The following is a 17,359-nucleotide window of genomic DNA, read 5'->3' on the forward strand; positions in this document are numbered from 1 at the left end:
AGTTATGAAGAAAACACAATAAATCGACAAAATACACAAATAATCGACAAAATAACTTTTCGTGTTAAAAAAGAACTAATTGTTTTAAGAAATTGTTTATCCTTTTGATTTCCTAAAAGCAATTAAACTAAATATAGCGTTGCATAAATTTTATTAATATCGTAACATTACATCCATAAAATTCTGAAAACAACAAATGGAAAGCACAAACATCACTCCTAAAGATCCCAAAAACGAAGAAATCATTGAAAACAAAGAACTAAGTATTTGGGAAGCCTTGCTACCTGTTATTATATTAGTAGGAATGTTATTTTATAATGTATCTTTTGCTTTTGGGGATGATGCATTAAGTGGTAGTAACCAGTTTATTTTATTACTAGGTGCTGCTGTAGCTGCAATTGTTGGCTTTTTCAACAAAGTGTCTTATAAACAAATGATGGAAGAGGTAGCTAATAATGTTAAATCAACAACAGGAGCACTTCTTATTCTTTTAATGGTAGGGTCACTTGCAGGAACATGGTTAATTAGTGGTATTATACCCACTATGATCTATTATGGGCTACAGATTTTAAATCCTACTATTTTTCTGGCTGCTTGTGTCATTATTTGCGCGATTATATCAATTGCTACAGGTAGTTCCTGGACAACTTCTGCTACAGTAGGTATTGCTCTTATTGGAATTGGTGATACCCTCGGAATATCATTAGGTATGACTGCAGGAGCTGTAATATCAGGAGCATATTTTGGTGATAAAATGTCACCATTATCAGATACTACGAATTTGGCACCAGCAATGGCAGGAGGAGAATTATTTTCTCATATAAAGTACATGGCGTACACAACCGTACCTACCATTATTATTACTCTTATAGTTTTTATAATCATTGGTTTTACTATAGATACTTCTGGAACTCCTGAAATAGGCGAACAATTACAAGCAATTAGCAGCGCCTTTACCATTACTCCATGGCTTTTTATTGTTCCTGTGTTAGTAATCGTTTTAATTATTAGAAAAACACCACCCTTGATCGCTCTATTGGCAGGTACTTTACTTGGAGCAATAGCTGCTATCATAGCTCAACCAGGGATCGTAATGGGTATAGCCGGTAGTACTGAACTTACATTTAATTCTGCCTACATTGGTGTAATGAAAGCAATGACCGTGGATACTGCTGTAGAAACAACCAATGCACAATTAAATGACTTATTCTCTGCAGGAGGAATGTCAGGTATGTTAGGTACGATTTGGTTGATTGTATGTGCTATGGTATTTGGTGGCGTTATGGATGCTATTGGCGCCTTAGCCAGAATTAGTAAAGCTTTATTAAACTTATTTGATACTGTTTTTGGGTTGTTTGCCAGTACCGTAGTAAGCTGCTTAGCTTTAAATGTTACAGCTTCAGATCAGTATTTAGCAATTGTTGTACCTGGTAGAATGTATGCTAAGGCTTTTAAAGATAAAGGACTCGCTCCAGAAAATTTGAGTAGAACATTAGAGGATTCAGGAACTGTAACTTCTGTTTTAGTACCATGGAATACCTGTGGAGCTTATCAAAGTGGAGTTCTTGGTGTTCCTGTCGTAGATTATTTCTTTTTCGCCATATTTAATTGGTTAAGTCCGTTTATGACATTGTTATTTGCAGCATTTAGGATAAAAATCAAACAGCTTGCAAAAAGCTAATTGTATATAACAAACCCCACTCTACTTGGTTAGTGGGGTTTATTTTTTTATATTATGTATTACCTAAAACGGAAGCATTACTTATTTCCTATCAATTATAGGTATGGGCTTTTTATGATTATCTATCGCTACAAACTTAAAGTAACCAGAAACTGCAATCTCACGATCATAATTATACATTTCTTCTTTATAAATATCAACTTTTACAGTGCAACTAGTTCTCCCAACTTCAGAAACTTTTGCTACTAACTCTATAATAGTACCTTCAGGAATAGGTTTCTCAAAATCTATTTTATCCGTCGAAATTGTTACCACTTTTTTTCTAGAAAAACGAGTAGCACAAATAAAAGAAACCTCATCCATAAGTTGTAAAGCAGTCCCCCCAAACAAGGTCTCATAATGATTTGTAGTATTCGGAAAAACAGCCTTAAAAATTCTAGTTTCGGATGCTCTAATCAATTCTTCTATAGTTTTCATAAAGTAGGTATATAGTTTTTTCTTATAATTATTAGGATCAAAGGTAAATCATATCGTAGTATCTTTGCATTGGATTAAAAAAAATCTAATGAATATAATAGAACAATTACAGTGGCGCTATGCTACAAAAAAGTTTGATGACGAAAAGATGCTTCCGCAGGAAAAATTAAATACTTTAATAGAAGCTTTCAACCTTACTGCCACATCATATGGTTTACAACCTCTAAAACTAGTTGTAGTAAAAGATAAAAAGTTACAAAAAGAACTTACAAAACATTCTTGGAATCAACAACAAGTTGCAGATGCTTCACATGTACTAGTGTTTTGTATTGAAAATACTATTGGCGAAGAATATATTAGTAAACATTTTGATAATGTACAAACGATAAGAAATACTTCTGAAGAAATACTAAATCCATTTAAAAAACAGCTAATAGATTCTTTCAAAAACAAACCGAATGAGGAAATCTCTAGTTGGGCTACCAAACAAGCATATTTGGCTATGGGGAACTTATTAACCGTATGCGCCATTGAAAAAATTGACGCATGTCCTATGGAAGGTTTTATTCCTGAAAAGTATAATGAAATTCTTAATCTTACCGAATTAGGATTATCTTCTGTACTTGTGCTACCTGTTGGATATCGAGCTAAAGATGACATGTTTTCTGATTTCAAAAAAGTAAGACGATCAATAAAAGACACTGTTATTACTATATAACTCACTCCTAATCAGCACAAGAAAGCCATGTAAAATAGCTTGTTCAAAAATTAAAAAAACAGCTATTAAATCAAAACTCTTTTCGGTACTTTTGTCAAAATTAGTATTCAATTTAATAAAGTAAAGGTATGCCAGGATTTGAGATATTTGGTGACGAAGAAAAGAAAGAAGTTCAAGATGTTTTGGACAATGGTGTTTTAATGCGCTATGGTTTTGATCCAATGCGAAATGGTCACCATAAAGCTCTAGAACTTGAAAAAGATTTGGCTGATCGTATGCAAACCAAATATGCTCAAGTTGTGTCTAGTGGTACTGCTGCCTTGACTGTTGCTTTAGCTTGCGCTGAAATAGGTTCTGGAGATGAAGTTATTATGCCAACCTTTACATTTGTTGCTAGTTTTGAAGCTATCTTATCCGTTGGAGCCGTACCGGTTTTATGTGATATCGACGATACACTTACTCTTGACCCTAAGGCTGTAGAAGCTACTATCACTACTAAAACTAAAGCTATAATGCCAGTTCACATGTGTGGTTCTATGGCAGATCTAAGCGCTCTTAAAGCCATTTGTGAAAAACATAATTTGATATTATTAGAAGATGCCTGTCAAGCAATTGGAGGAACTTATGATAATAAACCCCTTGGAAGTTATGGAGATCTTGGATGTTTTTCTTTTGATTTTGTAAAAACCGTAACCTGTGGAGAAGGTGGCGGTATAGTAACGAACTCGAAGAAATTTGCTGATAGAGCTCATAAATACCAAGATCATGGTCACGATCATGTGGGTAATGATAGAGGTGCCGAATCTCATCCTTTTTTAGGGTATAATTATAGGTTATCAGAATTAAATGCAGCAGTTGGTATTGCACAATTAAGAAAACTTGATCATACAATCTCTGTTCAGGAAAGAAACTATACAATACTTAGAAATGCATTAAAAACTATCCCTGAAGTAACGTTTAGAAGAGTACCAGTTGGTGGTGTTGAAAGTTATGCTTTTTTGACCCTCTTTTTACCCTCTGAAGACCTTGCTAGAAATACACATAAAGCCCTTGGTAATTATGGTGTAGATGCTTGTTTTTATTGGTATGATAATAACTGGCACTACTACAAAAAATGGGAACACCTGTTAGATCAAAAATCTTTAGGAAAATTTTCACAAGAAATACAGACAGGCCTTCAAAAAAATAACAAAACCTTTGATGCCAGTGATGCATGGATGGGAAGATCAATATCTTGCCTTATCAAACTAGGTTGGTCAGAGACTGAAGTTAATGAAAGAGCTTCGAAAATGGTTGAAGCAATAAAAAGTGTATTATAATATAAAGTACTTTTTATTTAGTAATTAACATATTCTACTATTTCTAGTCCGTAGCCAATCATTCCAACACGTTTTTGTTGTACCGTATTTGACACTAAGCGCAGTTTATGAATATTTAGGTCATGTAATATTTGAGCTCCTATTCCAAAATCTTTACTATCCATTACGATTTTTGGAGCTTTTACTACATCTTCATTATTTTGAATCTCTTTTAATGCTTTTAATCGTCCTAAAAGATTAAGAGACTGACTTTCTTGATTAATAAAAATTATAGCACCTTTACCCTCGCTATTAATACGCTTAAACATCGCATCTAATCGCTTATCGGCATTATTTGTTAATGTTCCTAAAATATCATTGTTAAACAAAGTAGAATTCACTCTAGTTAAAACGGGTTCGTTTTGGTTCCAATTACCTTGCGTCAAAGCTATATGAATCTGGTTATTCGTAGTTTGCTTATACGCTCTTAATCTATATTTTCCAAAACGCGTAACGATATCAAAATCTTCTTTTTTCTCAATAAGAGAATCGTGTTGCATACGATAAGCCACGAGATCTTCGATAGATACTAGTTTTAAATCAAACTTTTTAGCGACTTCTACCAATTGTGGTAATCGTGCCATAGTACCATCTTCATTCATTATCTCAACAATAACCCCTGCTGGTTTTAAACCTGCTAATCTTGCAAAATCTATTGCAGCTTCAGTATGACCTGTTCTTCTCAAAACACCTCCTTCTTTAGCTTTCAGAGGAAAAATATGACCTGGACGAGCCAATTCATAGGATTTAGTAGTATCATCTGTTAAAGCTAATACGGTTTGTGCTCGATCACTTGCCGAAATACCAGTAGTAACTCCTTTTCCTTTAAGATCTACAGAAATTGTAAATGCAGTCTCCATTGGATCGGTATTATTACCAACCATCATATTCAACTTTAAATCTTCACAGCGATTCTCTGTAAGCGGAGCACAAATAAGTCCTCTACCATGAGTTGCCATAAAATTAATCATCTCTGGAGTCACTTTTTCTGCTGCCGCTAGAAAATCCCCTTCATTCTCTCGATCTTCATCATCTACCACAATAATTACTTTACCCTGTCGAATATCTTCGATAGCTTCTTGAATGGTATTCAACTTAATTTTATTGTTGGATTCGGTCATTTGCGACATAGTACTATGATATAAAATAATTACCTGCAAAGATATTCAAAAAGAACTCTATTTTTTAGATTTAGATAGGCGTTTTGCAAAGAAATCTCGTATGGGCTGTATAACGGTATCAAAATTAGAAATCCCCCTATCCGAAGTGGCCCTACGTGTAAGGAATATACTTAACGGAAATATGATAAAAGTAGAAAGCCAAGACCCTACAAAAGGAGGTATACCACCTTCTTCCGCTCCATTTTTAGCAAAAATACCAATAAAATGATACGTTAAAAACAATACTACTCCAATCACTATTGGTAAACCTAAACCTCCTTTTCTAATAATGGCTCCTAATGGTGCACCAACGAAAAAAAGTAAAACACAAGCAACACCCAAAGCATATTTATCATGCAATGACATTTCATATTTATTTAAACCTCGCTTTCGAATAGCCAAACTTCTTTTTGTGGTACTTATTTTTCTGATCATACCATCTGCATTCGAAAAGGCTACACCATAAATTTGTATTTTTTGATTGGTATCAAAATGATCTTTAAAGTCTAATGAATCGTTCTCTTTAACATTTTCATCAACCTCTATTTTTAAATTTTTATTTAAATCTCTTACTCCATTTGATCTATCCACATCGCCCTGAAGAGAATTAATTTCTTTATTTACGGCATCAGATAAGGTATCAATCTCACTTCTTAATTCACTCACATTAAGCATATGATACCCTTTGTTATGCACTTGAGCATCCATATCAACATCGCCTAGAGCTGATAAATCCAAGTTGAGAACATATTTCTTGAAATGCGTTTTTGCAAATGGAAGTTTCTTTCTTCTTTGTGATGATCTTTGTTGAATTTCATCATAATAATTACCATCATTAAGCTCTAAAGTGATCAAATCCGAATCTACACTTCCCTTTAATTCTCCATTCACCGCTTTGATCACCGTAAAATTGCCAGGACGCGCAGCTTTTTTATGAATTATAATATCGTTAAGAAATTGATCATTATCGCCAAATTTCTCGGCTACTTTAATATTAATATCTCCTAGATCATTAAATTGATTAGGAGCAATTACCATGGCGGGTTTGACTTTCACTATATTCTTACGCAGGTTTATAAATCGCTTTTCTGACCTAGGAATCACAGTATTAGAAAATAAAAATGCTCCTATACCTACAAAAAAGATAAATACCGATAATGTTCTCATTGCTCTCTGTAAAGAGATCCCTGAAGATTTCATCGCAGCAAACTCATAGTTTTCGGCAAAATTACCAAAAATCATAATAGAGGTAAGTAATATAGTAAGTGGCAAAACCATAGGAATAAGCCTTGGTGTTGCAAAGGTTAGAAACTTTACTATTACTGAAAAATCAAGATCTTTTCCTGCTAACTCTGAAATAAATAACCAGATAGTTTGCAGTAAAAGGATAAACATTATAATAATAAAGAGTGGAAAAAAAGTCTTTAAAAATGTAGTTAATATATATCTATCGAGAATCTTCACCTATTTTATTTTTGCCGAGTATCTGCCTGTAAAAGTAATTTAAAAATTAAAGAACATAAGCATGTTTAACTTATGTTCTTTAATTTTTTTGTTTTAATCTAATCGATTAATATAGTAGTTTGCATACTTTGACTCATTGAACTTAAATAACATTTCAGACAATGGCTGGTTTGTTTTAAAGTTATGAATTGTAATCGTAGCATTAGTACCATTATTTTGCTTTTCAATTACTTTATAAATATGTTTAGTTTCTTTATCAATACCAAGTAATATCTCTTTTAAATCACTTTTAGAATCTATGGGGATCAATTTAACATATTGTATTTTTCTTCCTTGAACATCCTGAACAATATCCATTTTATACGTATAACCTTCTTCATAAAAAGTTAACATTTTTGAGGGTGTGATACTACTATCATCATTTTCGTCTTGAGATGATATATTAATTTCCTCATCTTCAGGAATAATTACATGTAACTTTTTTCCGTCATACAACTGTTGTGTACCCATTAAATTAAGAAGATATTTATTTCCTTGTAAGGTAACATCTCCTCTAGTTTCTTGAGATACATTTTCTGCTGGATTATTTAAAGCATATTTAAAACCTATAACAATATTAGAATAGCTCTTTACCTTTTTAGATACTTCATCTAAAAGTTCTTTTGCGCTTTGTGCTTGTATAGTCGTTATGCTAAATACGAATACTAAAAGTATTATTTTCTTTATCATTTTGTTTGTTTGTTCTTATTATACTATTGTAAATTTGAAATACTGAATAATGATTTACTCATTATCCAATAACTGTTGAAGTGCCACTAAATCAGTGACAAGCACTTGTCTAGCTTTACTTCCTTCAAAAGGACCAACAATACCTGCTGATTCTAATTGATCAATTAATCTACCTGCTCTATTGTAACCTAATTTTAATTTTCTCTGTAATAAAGACGCCGAACCTTGTTGCGCTGTGACAATTACTTCTGCCGCTTCTTTAAATAATTTATCCCTATCACTCTTATCTATATCAAGACTTGTGCCACTTTCCTCTCCAGAATATTCTGGTAACAAGTGTGCATCAGGATATGCTTTCTGGCTTCCGATATACTCGGTTATCCTTTCTACTTCGGGAGTATCTACAAAGGCACATTGTATTCTTATAAGCTCATTTCCTTGAGTAAACAACATATCTCCTCTACCGATTAACTGATCCGCACCTCCAGTATCAAGTATCGTTCTAGAGTCTATCTTAGAGGTTACTCTAAATGCTATTCTAGCAGGGAAATTGGCTTTAATCATACCTGTAATCACATTTACCGAAGGTCGTTGCGTGGCTATGATTAAATGTATTCCGATTGCTCTAGCTAACTGCGCTAGTCTGGCAATAGGCGTTTCTACTTCTTTACCTGCAGTCATAATAAGATCCGCAAACTCATCTACCACAAGTACAATATAAGGTAAAAACTTATGTCCGTTTTCTGGATTTAATTTCCTTGCTTTAAATTTGGCATTATACTCTTTTATATTACGTACCATGGCGTTTTTTAACAGGTCATAACGCGCATCCATTTCAATACACAAAGAGTTAAGTGTATTGATCACCTTGGTATTATCGGTAATGATAGCTTCGTCTGTATCTGGTAATTTTGCCAAATAATGACGTTCTATTTTATTAAATAAAGTTAGTTCAACTTTTTTTGGATCAACAAGTACAAATTTTACTTCGGCAGGATGTTTTTTGTACAATAATGAAGTTAAAATTGCATTAAGTCCTACAGATTTACCTTGTCCTGTTGCTCCTGCCATTAACAAGTGAGGCATTTTAGCTAAATCTACTACAAAGGTCTCGTTTGATATAGTTTTACCTAAAGACAGCGGTAGCTCCATTTCTGCATTTTGAAATTTTGAGGATGCTATTGCCGATCGCATAGATACTATGGTTGAGTTTTTATTAGGTACTTCTATTCCTATGGTACCTTTACCTGGTATAGGAGCTATAATACGAATACCTAATGCTGCTAATGATAACGCAATATCATCTTCTAAGTTTTTTATTTTAGAAATACGAATCCCTGCTTCAGGTACAATCTCATACAATGTTACCGTAGGTCCTACTGTAGCTTTAATTTGGGCTATTTCAATCTTATAATTCTTTAACGTCTCTACAATTCGGTTCTTATTTTCTTCTAATTCGCCCTGATCAATAGTAATGCCTCCTGATTGACTTGTATAATCTTTTAACAAGTTAATTGCCGGGAATTTATAATTCCCCAATTCTAGTTTTGGATCAAACTCTCCAAAATCTTCTACTAATTTGGCACTTAAATTTTTAACCTCCTCTTCTTCGATCGTAGTTTCAACTTCCATCGCGATATCTTCAGGATTATCTTCGGACTTAATGATTAATTTCTCAGGCACTTCATTATCCCTATTATTAGGGTTTCCATAAAAATCATTAACCGTTGGATTTAAGCTAATTTCATTTGTATCATCATCCTTAACAATCTCTTTTCCTTTATTGGAAGGCACTTTTTTATCTGTATTGTCACTTTCTTTTTTAGTAACATCTTTAGATTTAGCGATAAGAGCGTCAATTCGTTTTTTAATTGCTGAACTACTACTTGTATCTTCCTTTGATTCTGTAGACAATTGATGCCCATTCTTTACATCGGGAACAGTTTCATAATCCTGAACTATCTCTTTTTGTGTAGTTTTTAAAGATGCTGTGAGTTTTTCTGGTGTATAACGCAGACGAACAACAATATATACTATTGCAAAAAATGCTAATACTAATACAGTCCCTATAAATCCAACATAATCTTGTAAAAAGTCATTCGTTTCATAACCGATTACTCCAGCTAATAAACCACTTTCTTTTTCTACAAAACCTAAAATTACCGAAACCCATATCATTACCAGGGTGCCCCAAAACCAGAATCCAGCTAATTTCTTTTTATTTAAATCAAAAAATAAATAAACCCCTGTTAGTGAAGTTAATATTGGCAACGCTAAAGAAGAAACTCCAAATCCTTTAAAAATAAAGAAGTGACTTACTGTTGCCCCAAATTTGCTTAACCAATTCTTTGGAGAAGCTGTTCTATTATAAAATTGAGAAATTTCGCTTTGATCAATTTTCCAATTGAAGAAAAACGAAATAAAAGCAAAAAATAACCCTATCCCTAAAAAGAACAAAAAACTACCCAGAACAACTTTTTGTTGTCTGGATAATTTAAATTTTTCTTTTAATGGTGTTTTAGGTTTTTTTGTTGTTTTCCTTTTTGTATTTACCTTTCTTTTAGCCATTCTTTGGATGTCTTATCGCAAAAATACGAATATCTATATTGGAACGTAAAAATGCCAGAAAAATTTTCTAAATGAAATAAGGGATATAAATTATAAAACCAATAATCATTGCAGTAATTGCAGCAATAAAAACAGCTCCTGCAGCTACATCTTTTATAAACCCTATTTTATCATGAAAATCCGGGTGTATAAAATCAGCTATAGCTTCTGCGGTTGTATTTACACCTTCGATACTCATCACGAGTCCTATTGCAAAAATTTGCAAAATCCACTCGGTAGATGTGATATCGAAATAAAACCCTAATATCGTCATTATAATTGCAATACCTGCTTGAACTTGTATACTAGCCTCTGTTTTTAATAACAACAATGCTCCTTTAAAAGCATAACCACAACCTCTTAGTCTACCTAAAACAAATTTGGAGATGTTACTCATTATATTTTATGACAATGTATTAAGTGCCGCAGTATAATCTGGTTCTTGCACAATTTCAGGTACCTGTTCTGTATATTTAACTACACCCTCTTCATCAAGTACAACAACTGCTCTTGAATGCAAACCTTGCATTGGTCCATCGGTTATTTCAACACCGTAGTCTTTTCCAAATTTACCTGTATTAAAATCAGAAAGGTTAATCACATTTTCTAATCCTTCTGCTCCACAAAAACGTCCTTGAGCAAATGGTAAATCTCTAGAAATACATAAAACTTTAGTATTTGAAAGATCACTCGCTTTTTTATTAAATTCTCTAACCGAAGCGGCACAAATTCCTGTATCTATAGATGGAAATATGTTTAACACGACTCTAGAGCCTTTATAGTTTTCTAAACTTATCGTCGATAAATCTGTATTTATCATTTCAAAATCTGGTGCTTTTTGTCCAACTTCTGGTAAAGCGCCATTAGTGTGTATCGTATTTCCTTTTAATGTAATTGAAGTCATAATAAATGATTGTTGTTTTGGAGCTTTAAAATTAATAAGATTATATCGTAAAATTGTTATAGTTTCCCGAAAATAAAAAAACCTTCTTATTTAGAAGGTTTAGTTTTTCTTTTTCAAGTATCTATTGATCCAAGGACTCGTTGCATAAAGCTATTTAAGGCTTCCTTTTTTGGAGTACCTTGTTTAATCATTTTATCTACTTCTATCGCTCCATATAAATTAGAGATTAATTCTCCCATAACATCTAGTTCTTCATCCTTCAATGAAGGAACCTCGGTTAATGATTCTAATGTTTCGATAGTTTCAACTAAAAAATCCTCATCATTTTCTTCAATAAAATTAACAAGGTGCTTAATTACTGGTAACTTCATCGACTAGTTCTTTAAGAATTTCAAATTTATTGGTCTGCACCTGATTTACAAAGCTTCCTTTAGTAAAAGCAGCAAAAGTAGGTAGGTTATCTACGGTTGCCATTTTTCTTGATTCCGGAAATTTCTCTGCATCAACAACCACAAAAGTAGCATCACTGTTTTCTGTTGCTAGTTTCTTAAATTTTGGTTTCATTATACGACAGTTACCACACCATGATGCCGAATACTGAACAATTACAGTACCATTATCTTCTACCAATTGAGAAAGGTTATCCTCTTTTAATTCTTGAATCATGCTTATTTTTTTAAACTGAAACAAAGTGTTTTCTGTTCTGCGATAGAAAACACTTTGTTTCTAATTCTATATTAGTTTGCTGCCAAATAAGAAGCTACTCCTTCTCTATTTGCATTCATTGCTTCTTTTCCTTCTTCCCAGTTTGCAGGACAAACTTCTCCATTTTTTTGAACATGCGCATACGCATCAATTAATCTCAAAAATTCTGCTACGTTTCTTCCTACTGGCATGTGATTTATTCCTTCATGAAAAACTGTACCTTCTTCATCGATTAAATATGTTGCTCTGTAAGTAACATTATCTCCTTCTACAGTAACTACACCTGTTTCTTCATTATACGTTTCATTAGTAATATCAAGAATACCTAATGTGCTAGATAAATTACGATTAGAATCGGCAAGAATAGGATATGTAACTCCTTCGATACCTCCATCATCTTTAGAAGTATTCAACCATGCAAAATGAACCTCTGGTGTATCACAAGAAGCACCAATAACAATAGTGTCTCTTTTTTCAAATTCTTGCATTGCCTCTTGAAAAGCGTGTAACTCTGTTGGGCAAACAAAAGTAAAATCTTTTGGGTACCAAAAAAGTAGTACTTTCTTATTTTTGTTTTTAGCTTCTTCCAAAACATTAAGCTTAAAAGTATCCCCCATATCGTTCATCGCGTCAACGTCTAGATTCGGGAATTTTTTGCCTACAAATGCCATATTTTTCTGTTTAAAATTTATAATTGATTTTTTTGATGGCGCAAATATACATTTACTTAAACAACTATTATAAACAGCCAATTTTAATTCTCTATATCTTAATAGTTTTTACTAATCATACATCTTGTTTCTGATCATTCCTAAAAAATTCTTACAAAAAACAGATAAACCTTACAATAATTACGGATAAATTGTACTTTTTTTACGGTGAATAACACTGTCTTTAATCTATTTTTGTATTTTCGCTTACGGAAATAATTAAATTAATGAACAGAAGTTGAACAACTTTTCAAAACATATAATCCTTTTATTTATAATTGGTTGTACTCAAATAATACAATCACAGAACTCATTGACTTCTGATAGTATCCAAATTTATATAGAAAAAGCTGAAAAACTTCAGAAAGAATACAAGTATGAAAAATCTCTTGAGATAGCGCAAGCTGCTTTGCAGAATGCTAAATACAATAATGATGATAAAAGTCTTGGTCTTATCTATAATATAATAGCTAAGAATTATGAAATTAATGAAGACGATACTAAAGCAAGAGGTAACTATAGAAAAGCACTTACTTATGCTAAAAGCTCGAAGAGTAAAACTTTAGAGACCGATCTTTATAATAACTTAGCCCGAGTATTTACAAAACATAATCTTACAAGAAAGACTGGTGTTGATTATTATAAACAATCTTATCAATACGCAGTAAGCTTAAAAGATACTGCTAGAATGATACGCCCTTTACTAAACCTTGGGGAGTATTATATCTCAAGGAGTGATTTTGATAGTGCTTTCGAATATCTTGATCCTGCAAGAAAATTGATTCAAGATAAATCTTCTAATCTTGATAAAACAAAATTAAATGGACTTTTAGGAAAGTATTTTCTAAATATTAGAGAATATGAAACAGCCGAAGAACATATTGATCAAGCGATCACCTATTCTTTAGGAGAAACAAAAAATAAAAAAAATGCTGATGAATTAGTTTCTACATATTTTGAATTATTAGCATCTAGCTATGAAACCAAATCAACTTTGTACAAAAAACAAAATGATTATCAAAAGGCATATAATTATCAAAAAAGACAATTTCAAAATATAATAAGAGCTAGAGATTTAAAAAAATTAAAAGAATTAAGAAGAGCCAATATAAAATACGAAGTGGACCTTCTAGAAAAAAGAGCTGAAAAAGCTGAATCTCAAAAAGAAGAAAGTGATGACGAAGTTGCCAAATGGCGAATTATTATCATTCTTGGTATTATATTAATTTTAATTTCTTTAGCATTTTTGATTAGTTCGTACAAAAACAATATTCAAAAGAAAAGATTGAACTCTGACTTAATTGAAAACAATAAAGAACTAATTAGCGCTAAAGAAACTGCAGAACAAGTTTCTACTTTAAAATCACAGTTCATTTCTACGGTAAGTCATGAACTTAGAACACCTCTTTATGGTGTTATAGGTCTTACTTCTCTTTTAATGGAAAATCCCGAAGGAAAGAAAAAGAATGAATACCTAGAATCTTTAAAATTTTCTGGAGATTATCTACTTGCACTTATTAATGATGTTCTTCAGTTAAGTAAAATAGAAACAAATGAAGTACGTCTAGAAAAAGTTTCCTTTGATATTAGAACACTTATAGAAGGTATTGTTAACTCGCTTCACACTAAACAAAAAAGCAATAATAATACAGTTCATATAGATATTGACAAAAAGATAAATACAACCTTGTTAGGTGATTCGGTTCGGTTATCCCAAATATTGATCAATTTAATCGGTAATTCTCTCAAATTCACAAAAGACGGGAACATTTGGGTATCGGTAAAACATCTAGACGGTGATAATGACAATTACCTATTGCGCTTTACAGTTAAAGATGACGGTATTGGGATTCCAAAAAACAAACAACAAACTATTTTTGACAATTTTGCTCAAGTCAAGAATGAGAACCAGGAATATGAAGGAACTGGTTTAGGACTAGCGATTGTTAAAAAACTTATCCATCTTCATAATAGTGAGATAAAAATTAAAAGTCAAGAAGGCAAAGGCTCTGAATTTTATTTTGATCTTTCCTATGAAAAGGCTGTCAAACAAGAAACTATCTCTCTACAAAAAGGAGAAAATATAAGTATTGGTACAAGCAATTTTAATGTTCTTATTGTAGACGATAATAAGATCAATCAGATAGTTACCAAAAACATCTTAAAAAAGAAGGGGTATACTTGTGATATAGCGAGTAATGGTATGGATGCTATTACTATGTTAAAAAACGAGAAATTCGATTTAGTGTTAATGGACATTAATATGCCCGAAATGAATGGTCTTGAAGCCACTAAGGTTATTAGAACGTTTAATACGCATATACCTGTGATTGCTTTAACAGCTGTAGAGGAGGGTGAAATCAGAAATCAAGCCTTATCTGTAGGTATGAATGATGTAATCATAAAACCTTACGATACTCAGCAATTCTTCCAAACTATAATGAGAAACATATCTAAAGTCAAAATGGTATAATTCATCATTATAAAATATTAAATTCTTAATATTTAGACCTAATCTGTTAAATCCTATCTAAATTTCTATTGAATATCTTAATTTAGGTGCTTAATTTTTCAAAGTCATCGTTAGCATTATGAATTCAAAGAAACCAGGTTTTAATACCATTTGCACACATCTTGGTGAAATCAAAGATGAGCAGTTCAAAGGTGCTGTGTCACCCATATATCTATCTACGTCTTACGCTTTTGAGGATGTTGATGTAAAACGTTATCCTAGATATTTCAATACTCCAAACCAAGAAGCGCTTTGCAAAAAAATAGCAGCACTTGAAAAAGGAGAATCATCTTTAATTTTTGGAAGCGGAATGGCTGCTATTAGCACAACCTTATTTGCGTTTTTACAAAAAGGAGATCATATTGTATTACAACGAACACTTTACGGTGGTACAGCGAATTTGGTTAATGAAGAATTCGAAAAGTATGGAATAGAGTTTTCTTATGTAGACTCTCAAGGAATTGAAGGTTTTAAAGAAAAAATTAAACCCAACACCAAAGTTATCTATATAGAAACACCGTCTAATCCTTTACTCACTTTAACAGATATTAAGGCAGTTGCGGACATAGCTAAGCAGAATGATATTGTCACAATGATTGACAATACATTTGCTTCTCCTGTAAATCAAAACCCTATAACTTTAGGGATTGATATTGTTTTGCATTCTGCAACAAAATATTTAGGAGGCCACAGTGACATTTTAGCCGGAGCTGTAGTTGCCACTGAAGCTCATATCGATAAAATATTTCAAGTAGCTAAAAACTTTGGCGGTAGTTTAAGTGATTTTACTGTGTGGATGCTAGAACGTAGCATTAAAACTTTAGGAATACGAGTAAAACGTCAAAATAAAACTGCTTTAAAATTAGCAAAGTGGCTTAAAAAACATGATGATATTGCCGCTGTTTATTATCCTGGGCTATCTTCTCATCCAGATCATGAGTTAGCAAAAAAACAAATGAAAGGTTTTGGTGGAATGTTATCTTTTGAACTCAAAAACGGACTAGACGCTAGTACTTTTCAAAAAGAATTAAAATTGATTAAAAGCTCTATGAGTTTGGCTGGAGTAGAAAGTACCATACTATCTCCTCACCTCACCTCACATGCATTACTTTCAGAAGACGAAAGACAGTTACAAGGAATTAATGATGGATTATTAAGGTTTAGTGTTGGAATAGAGGAAAAAGAAGATTTAGTCTATGATATCTTACAAGCTTTAGAAAAAACAAAAAAACTAGTATTAGAACATAATATATGAAATTAGATATCCTTGCAATAGGAGCTCACCCAGATGACGTAGAACTAAGTTGTTCTGGCACTATAGCCAAAGAAGTAAGCAGAGGTAAAAAAGTTGGGATTTTAGATTTAACTAGAGGCGAGTTAGGAACTAGAGGAAGCGCCGAAATTAGAGATCAAGAAGCAAAAAGAGCCGCCGAAATTTTAAATGTTCATGTACGAGAAAATTTAGCCTTTAGAGATGGTTTTTTTGTGAATGATGAAAAACATCAATTAGAAATTATTAAGATCATTCGTAAATACAAACCCGAGATAGTGCTTTGCAACGCTATAACCGATCGTCATATCGATCACGGAAAAGGGAGTAAATTAACAAGTGATGCTTGCTTTTTATCTGGATTAAGAAGAATCGAAACAACTTTAGACGGAGTGCGGCAAGATGCATGGAGACCGAAACATGTCTACCACTATATTCAATGGAAAAATATAGAACCTGATTTTGTTGTTGACATTTCTGATTATATGGATGTAAAAATGGATAGTGTTATGGCCTATAGTTCTCAATTCTATAATGAAAATGACAAAAATTCAGAACCGTCTACTCCTATTTCTAGCAAAAATTTTAAAGATAGTGTTAGGTACAGAGCATACGATTTAGGACGTATTATCGGTGTAGAATATGCAGAAGGGTATACTGTAGAACGCTATGTTGCAGTCGATTCTATTTTTAATTTAATTTAATGCAAAAAAAAGTTTGTAGAAATATAGAAATGCTTTATTTTTGCACCCGAAATTAAATGGTGGTTGTAGCTCAGTTGGTTAGAGCATTGGTTTGTGGTACCAAGGGTCGCGGGTTCGAATCCCGTCTTCCACCCATAATTAAAGGATTGTAAGGAAACTTATGATCCTTTTTTCTTTTACTTCTTTATAAAAGGCATATTTACCCTACCAAAAATCAATACTACTTGCAATATACTAAGACCAAACGCAAAAAGTTTAAAATTTAGTAAACGCTCTTAAACAAAAGAACTGTTATCTTTTTAAACAAGAATGGTGCGGTTTAAAACCCCACCATCTATATTTACGTCATAAATAATCCCC

16 protein-coding genes and 1 tRNA gene are annotated in these 17,359 nt (G+C 32.5%); 7 read left to right on the forward strand and 10 right to left on the reverse strand.

The window, feature by feature from the left end; genetic code table 11:
- The first annotated feature begins 196 nt into the window (after positions 1–196).
- Complete coding sequence (nhaC, locus tag AWE51_RS21105; RefSeq protein ID WP_066317872.1) at positions 197–1,681, forward strand: Na+/H+ antiporter NhaC; 1,485 nt, start codon at positions 197–199, stop codon at positions 1,679–1,681.
- Positions 1,682–1,762: 81 nt separating this feature from the next.
- Here nhaC and AWE51_RS21110 read toward each other — a convergent pair whose 3' ends face one another.
- Complete coding sequence (locus AWE51_RS21110) at positions 1,763–2,158, reverse strand: acyl-CoA thioesterase (protein ID WP_066317874.1); 396 nt, start codon at positions 2,156–2,158, stop codon at positions 1,763–1,765.
- A gap of 88 nt (positions 2,159–2,246) precedes the next feature.
- Between AWE51_RS21110 and AWE51_RS21115 the strand changes: the two genes are divergently transcribed.
- Together AWE51_RS21115 and AWE51_RS21120 are read left to right on the forward strand one after the other, a co-directional pair.
- A complete protein-coding gene (locus AWE51_RS21115) occupies positions 2,247–2,876 on the forward strand; it encodes an NAD(P)H-dependent oxidoreductase (protein ID WP_066317875.1) in 630 nt (209 codons plus the stop codon).
- 128 nt (positions 2,877–3,004) lie between these two features.
- Positions 3,005–4,195, forward strand: a complete 1,191-nt coding sequence (locus AWE51_RS21120; RefSeq protein WP_066317876.1) for a DegT/DnrJ/EryC1/StrS family aminotransferase — start codon at positions 3,005–3,007, stop codon at positions 4,193–4,195.
- Positions 4,196–4,212: 17 nt separating this feature from the next.
- Here the strand turns inward: AWE51_RS21120 and ribB are convergent, their stop codons facing one another.
- The 9 genes from ribB to AWE51_RS21165 all read right to left on the reverse strand — a co-directional run bounded on the left by ribB (position 4,213) and on the right by AWE51_RS21165 (position 12,474).
- Positions 4,213–5,364 (reverse strand): 3,4-dihydroxy-2-butanone-4-phosphate synthase, encoded by a 1,152-nt coding sequence (gene ribB, locus AWE51_RS21125; RefSeq protein WP_066317882.1) that lies wholly within the window; start codon positions 5,362–5,364, stop codon positions 4,213–4,215.
- 48 nt (positions 5,365–5,412) lie between these two features.
- Positions 5,413–6,858, reverse strand: a complete 1,446-nt coding sequence (locus tag AWE51_RS21130) for an LptF/LptG family permease (protein WP_066317884.1) — start codon at positions 6,856–6,858, stop codon at positions 5,413–5,415.
- A gap of 93 nt (positions 6,859–6,951) precedes the next feature.
- Positions 6,952–7,587, reverse strand: coding sequence for a LolA family protein (locus tag AWE51_RS21135; protein WP_066317886.1), 636 nt, complete (start codon positions 7,585–7,587; stop codon positions 6,952–6,954).
- A gap of 54 nt (positions 7,588–7,641) precedes the next feature.
- On the reverse strand, positions 7,642–10,155 hold the full coding sequence (locus AWE51_RS21140; protein WP_066317888.1) for an FtsK/SpoIIIE family DNA translocase: 2,514 nt from the start codon (positions 10,153–10,155) through the stop codon (positions 7,642–7,644).
- Between the two features lie 67 nt (positions 10,156–10,222).
- The gene (locus AWE51_RS21145) at positions 10,223–10,591 is read right to left on the reverse strand and encodes a diacylglycerol kinase (RefSeq protein ID WP_066317891.1); all 369 of its coding nucleotides are present in this window, start codon (positions 10,589–10,591) and stop codon (positions 10,223–10,225) included.
- Positions 10,592–10,597: 6 nt separating this feature from the next.
- Positions 10,598–11,098 (reverse strand): thiol peroxidase, encoded by a 501-nt coding sequence (gene tpx / locus AWE51_RS21150; RefSeq protein WP_066317894.1) that lies wholly within the window; start codon positions 11,096–11,098, stop codon positions 10,598–10,600.
- A gap of 113 nt (positions 11,099–11,211) precedes the next feature.
- The gene (locus AWE51_RS21155) at positions 11,212–11,469 is read right to left on the reverse strand and encodes a DUF6952 family protein (RefSeq protein WP_066317901.1); all 258 of its coding nucleotides are present in this window, start codon (positions 11,467–11,469) and stop codon (positions 11,212–11,214) included.
- Positions 11,450–11,764 (reverse strand): thioredoxin family protein, encoded by a 315-nt coding sequence (locus AWE51_RS21160; RefSeq protein ID WP_066317903.1) that lies wholly within the window; start codon positions 11,762–11,764, stop codon positions 11,450–11,452. Before AWE51_RS21160 ends, AWE51_RS21155 begins: the two co-directional genes overlap by 20 nt.
- Positions 11,765–11,835: 71 nt before the next feature.
- Entirely contained in the window at positions 11,836–12,474 is a 639-nt protein-coding gene (locus tag AWE51_RS21165) for a peroxiredoxin (protein WP_066317906.1), read from the reverse strand.
- Positions 12,475–12,826: 352 nt separating this feature from the next.
- Here AWE51_RS21165 and AWE51_RS21170 point away from each other — a divergent pair, with 352 nt between their 5' ends.
- The 4 genes from AWE51_RS21170 to AWE51_RS21185 all read left to right on the forward strand — a co-directional run bounded on the left by AWE51_RS21170 (position 12,827) and on the right by AWE51_RS21185 (position 17,133).
- A complete protein-coding gene (locus AWE51_RS21170; RefSeq protein WP_082832546.1) occupies positions 12,827–14,986 on the forward strand; it encodes a tetratricopeptide repeat-containing hybrid sensor histidine kinase/response regulator in 2,160 nt (719 codons plus the stop codon).
- 118 nt (positions 14,987–15,104) lie between these two features.
- On the forward strand, positions 15,105–16,280 hold the full coding sequence (locus AWE51_RS21175) for a trans-sulfuration enzyme family protein (protein WP_066317908.1): 1,176 nt from the start codon (positions 15,105–15,107) through the stop codon (positions 16,278–16,280).
- A complete protein-coding gene (bshB1, locus tag AWE51_RS21180; RefSeq protein ID WP_066317910.1) occupies positions 16,277–16,999 on the forward strand; it encodes a bacillithiol biosynthesis deacetylase BshB1 in 723 nt (240 codons plus the stop codon). Before AWE51_RS21175 ends, bshB1 begins: the two co-directional genes overlap by 4 nt.
- A 58-nt stretch (positions 17,000–17,057) precedes the next feature.
- Positions 17,058–17,133 (forward strand) — tRNA-His (locus tag AWE51_RS21185).
- Positions 17,134–17,359 lie beyond the last annotated feature (226 nt).

The sequence above is a fragment of the Aquimarina aggregata genome (assembly GCF_001632745.1).
GTDB lineage: Bacteria > Bacteroidota > Bacteroidia > Flavobacteriales > Flavobacteriaceae > Aquimarina > Aquimarina aggregata.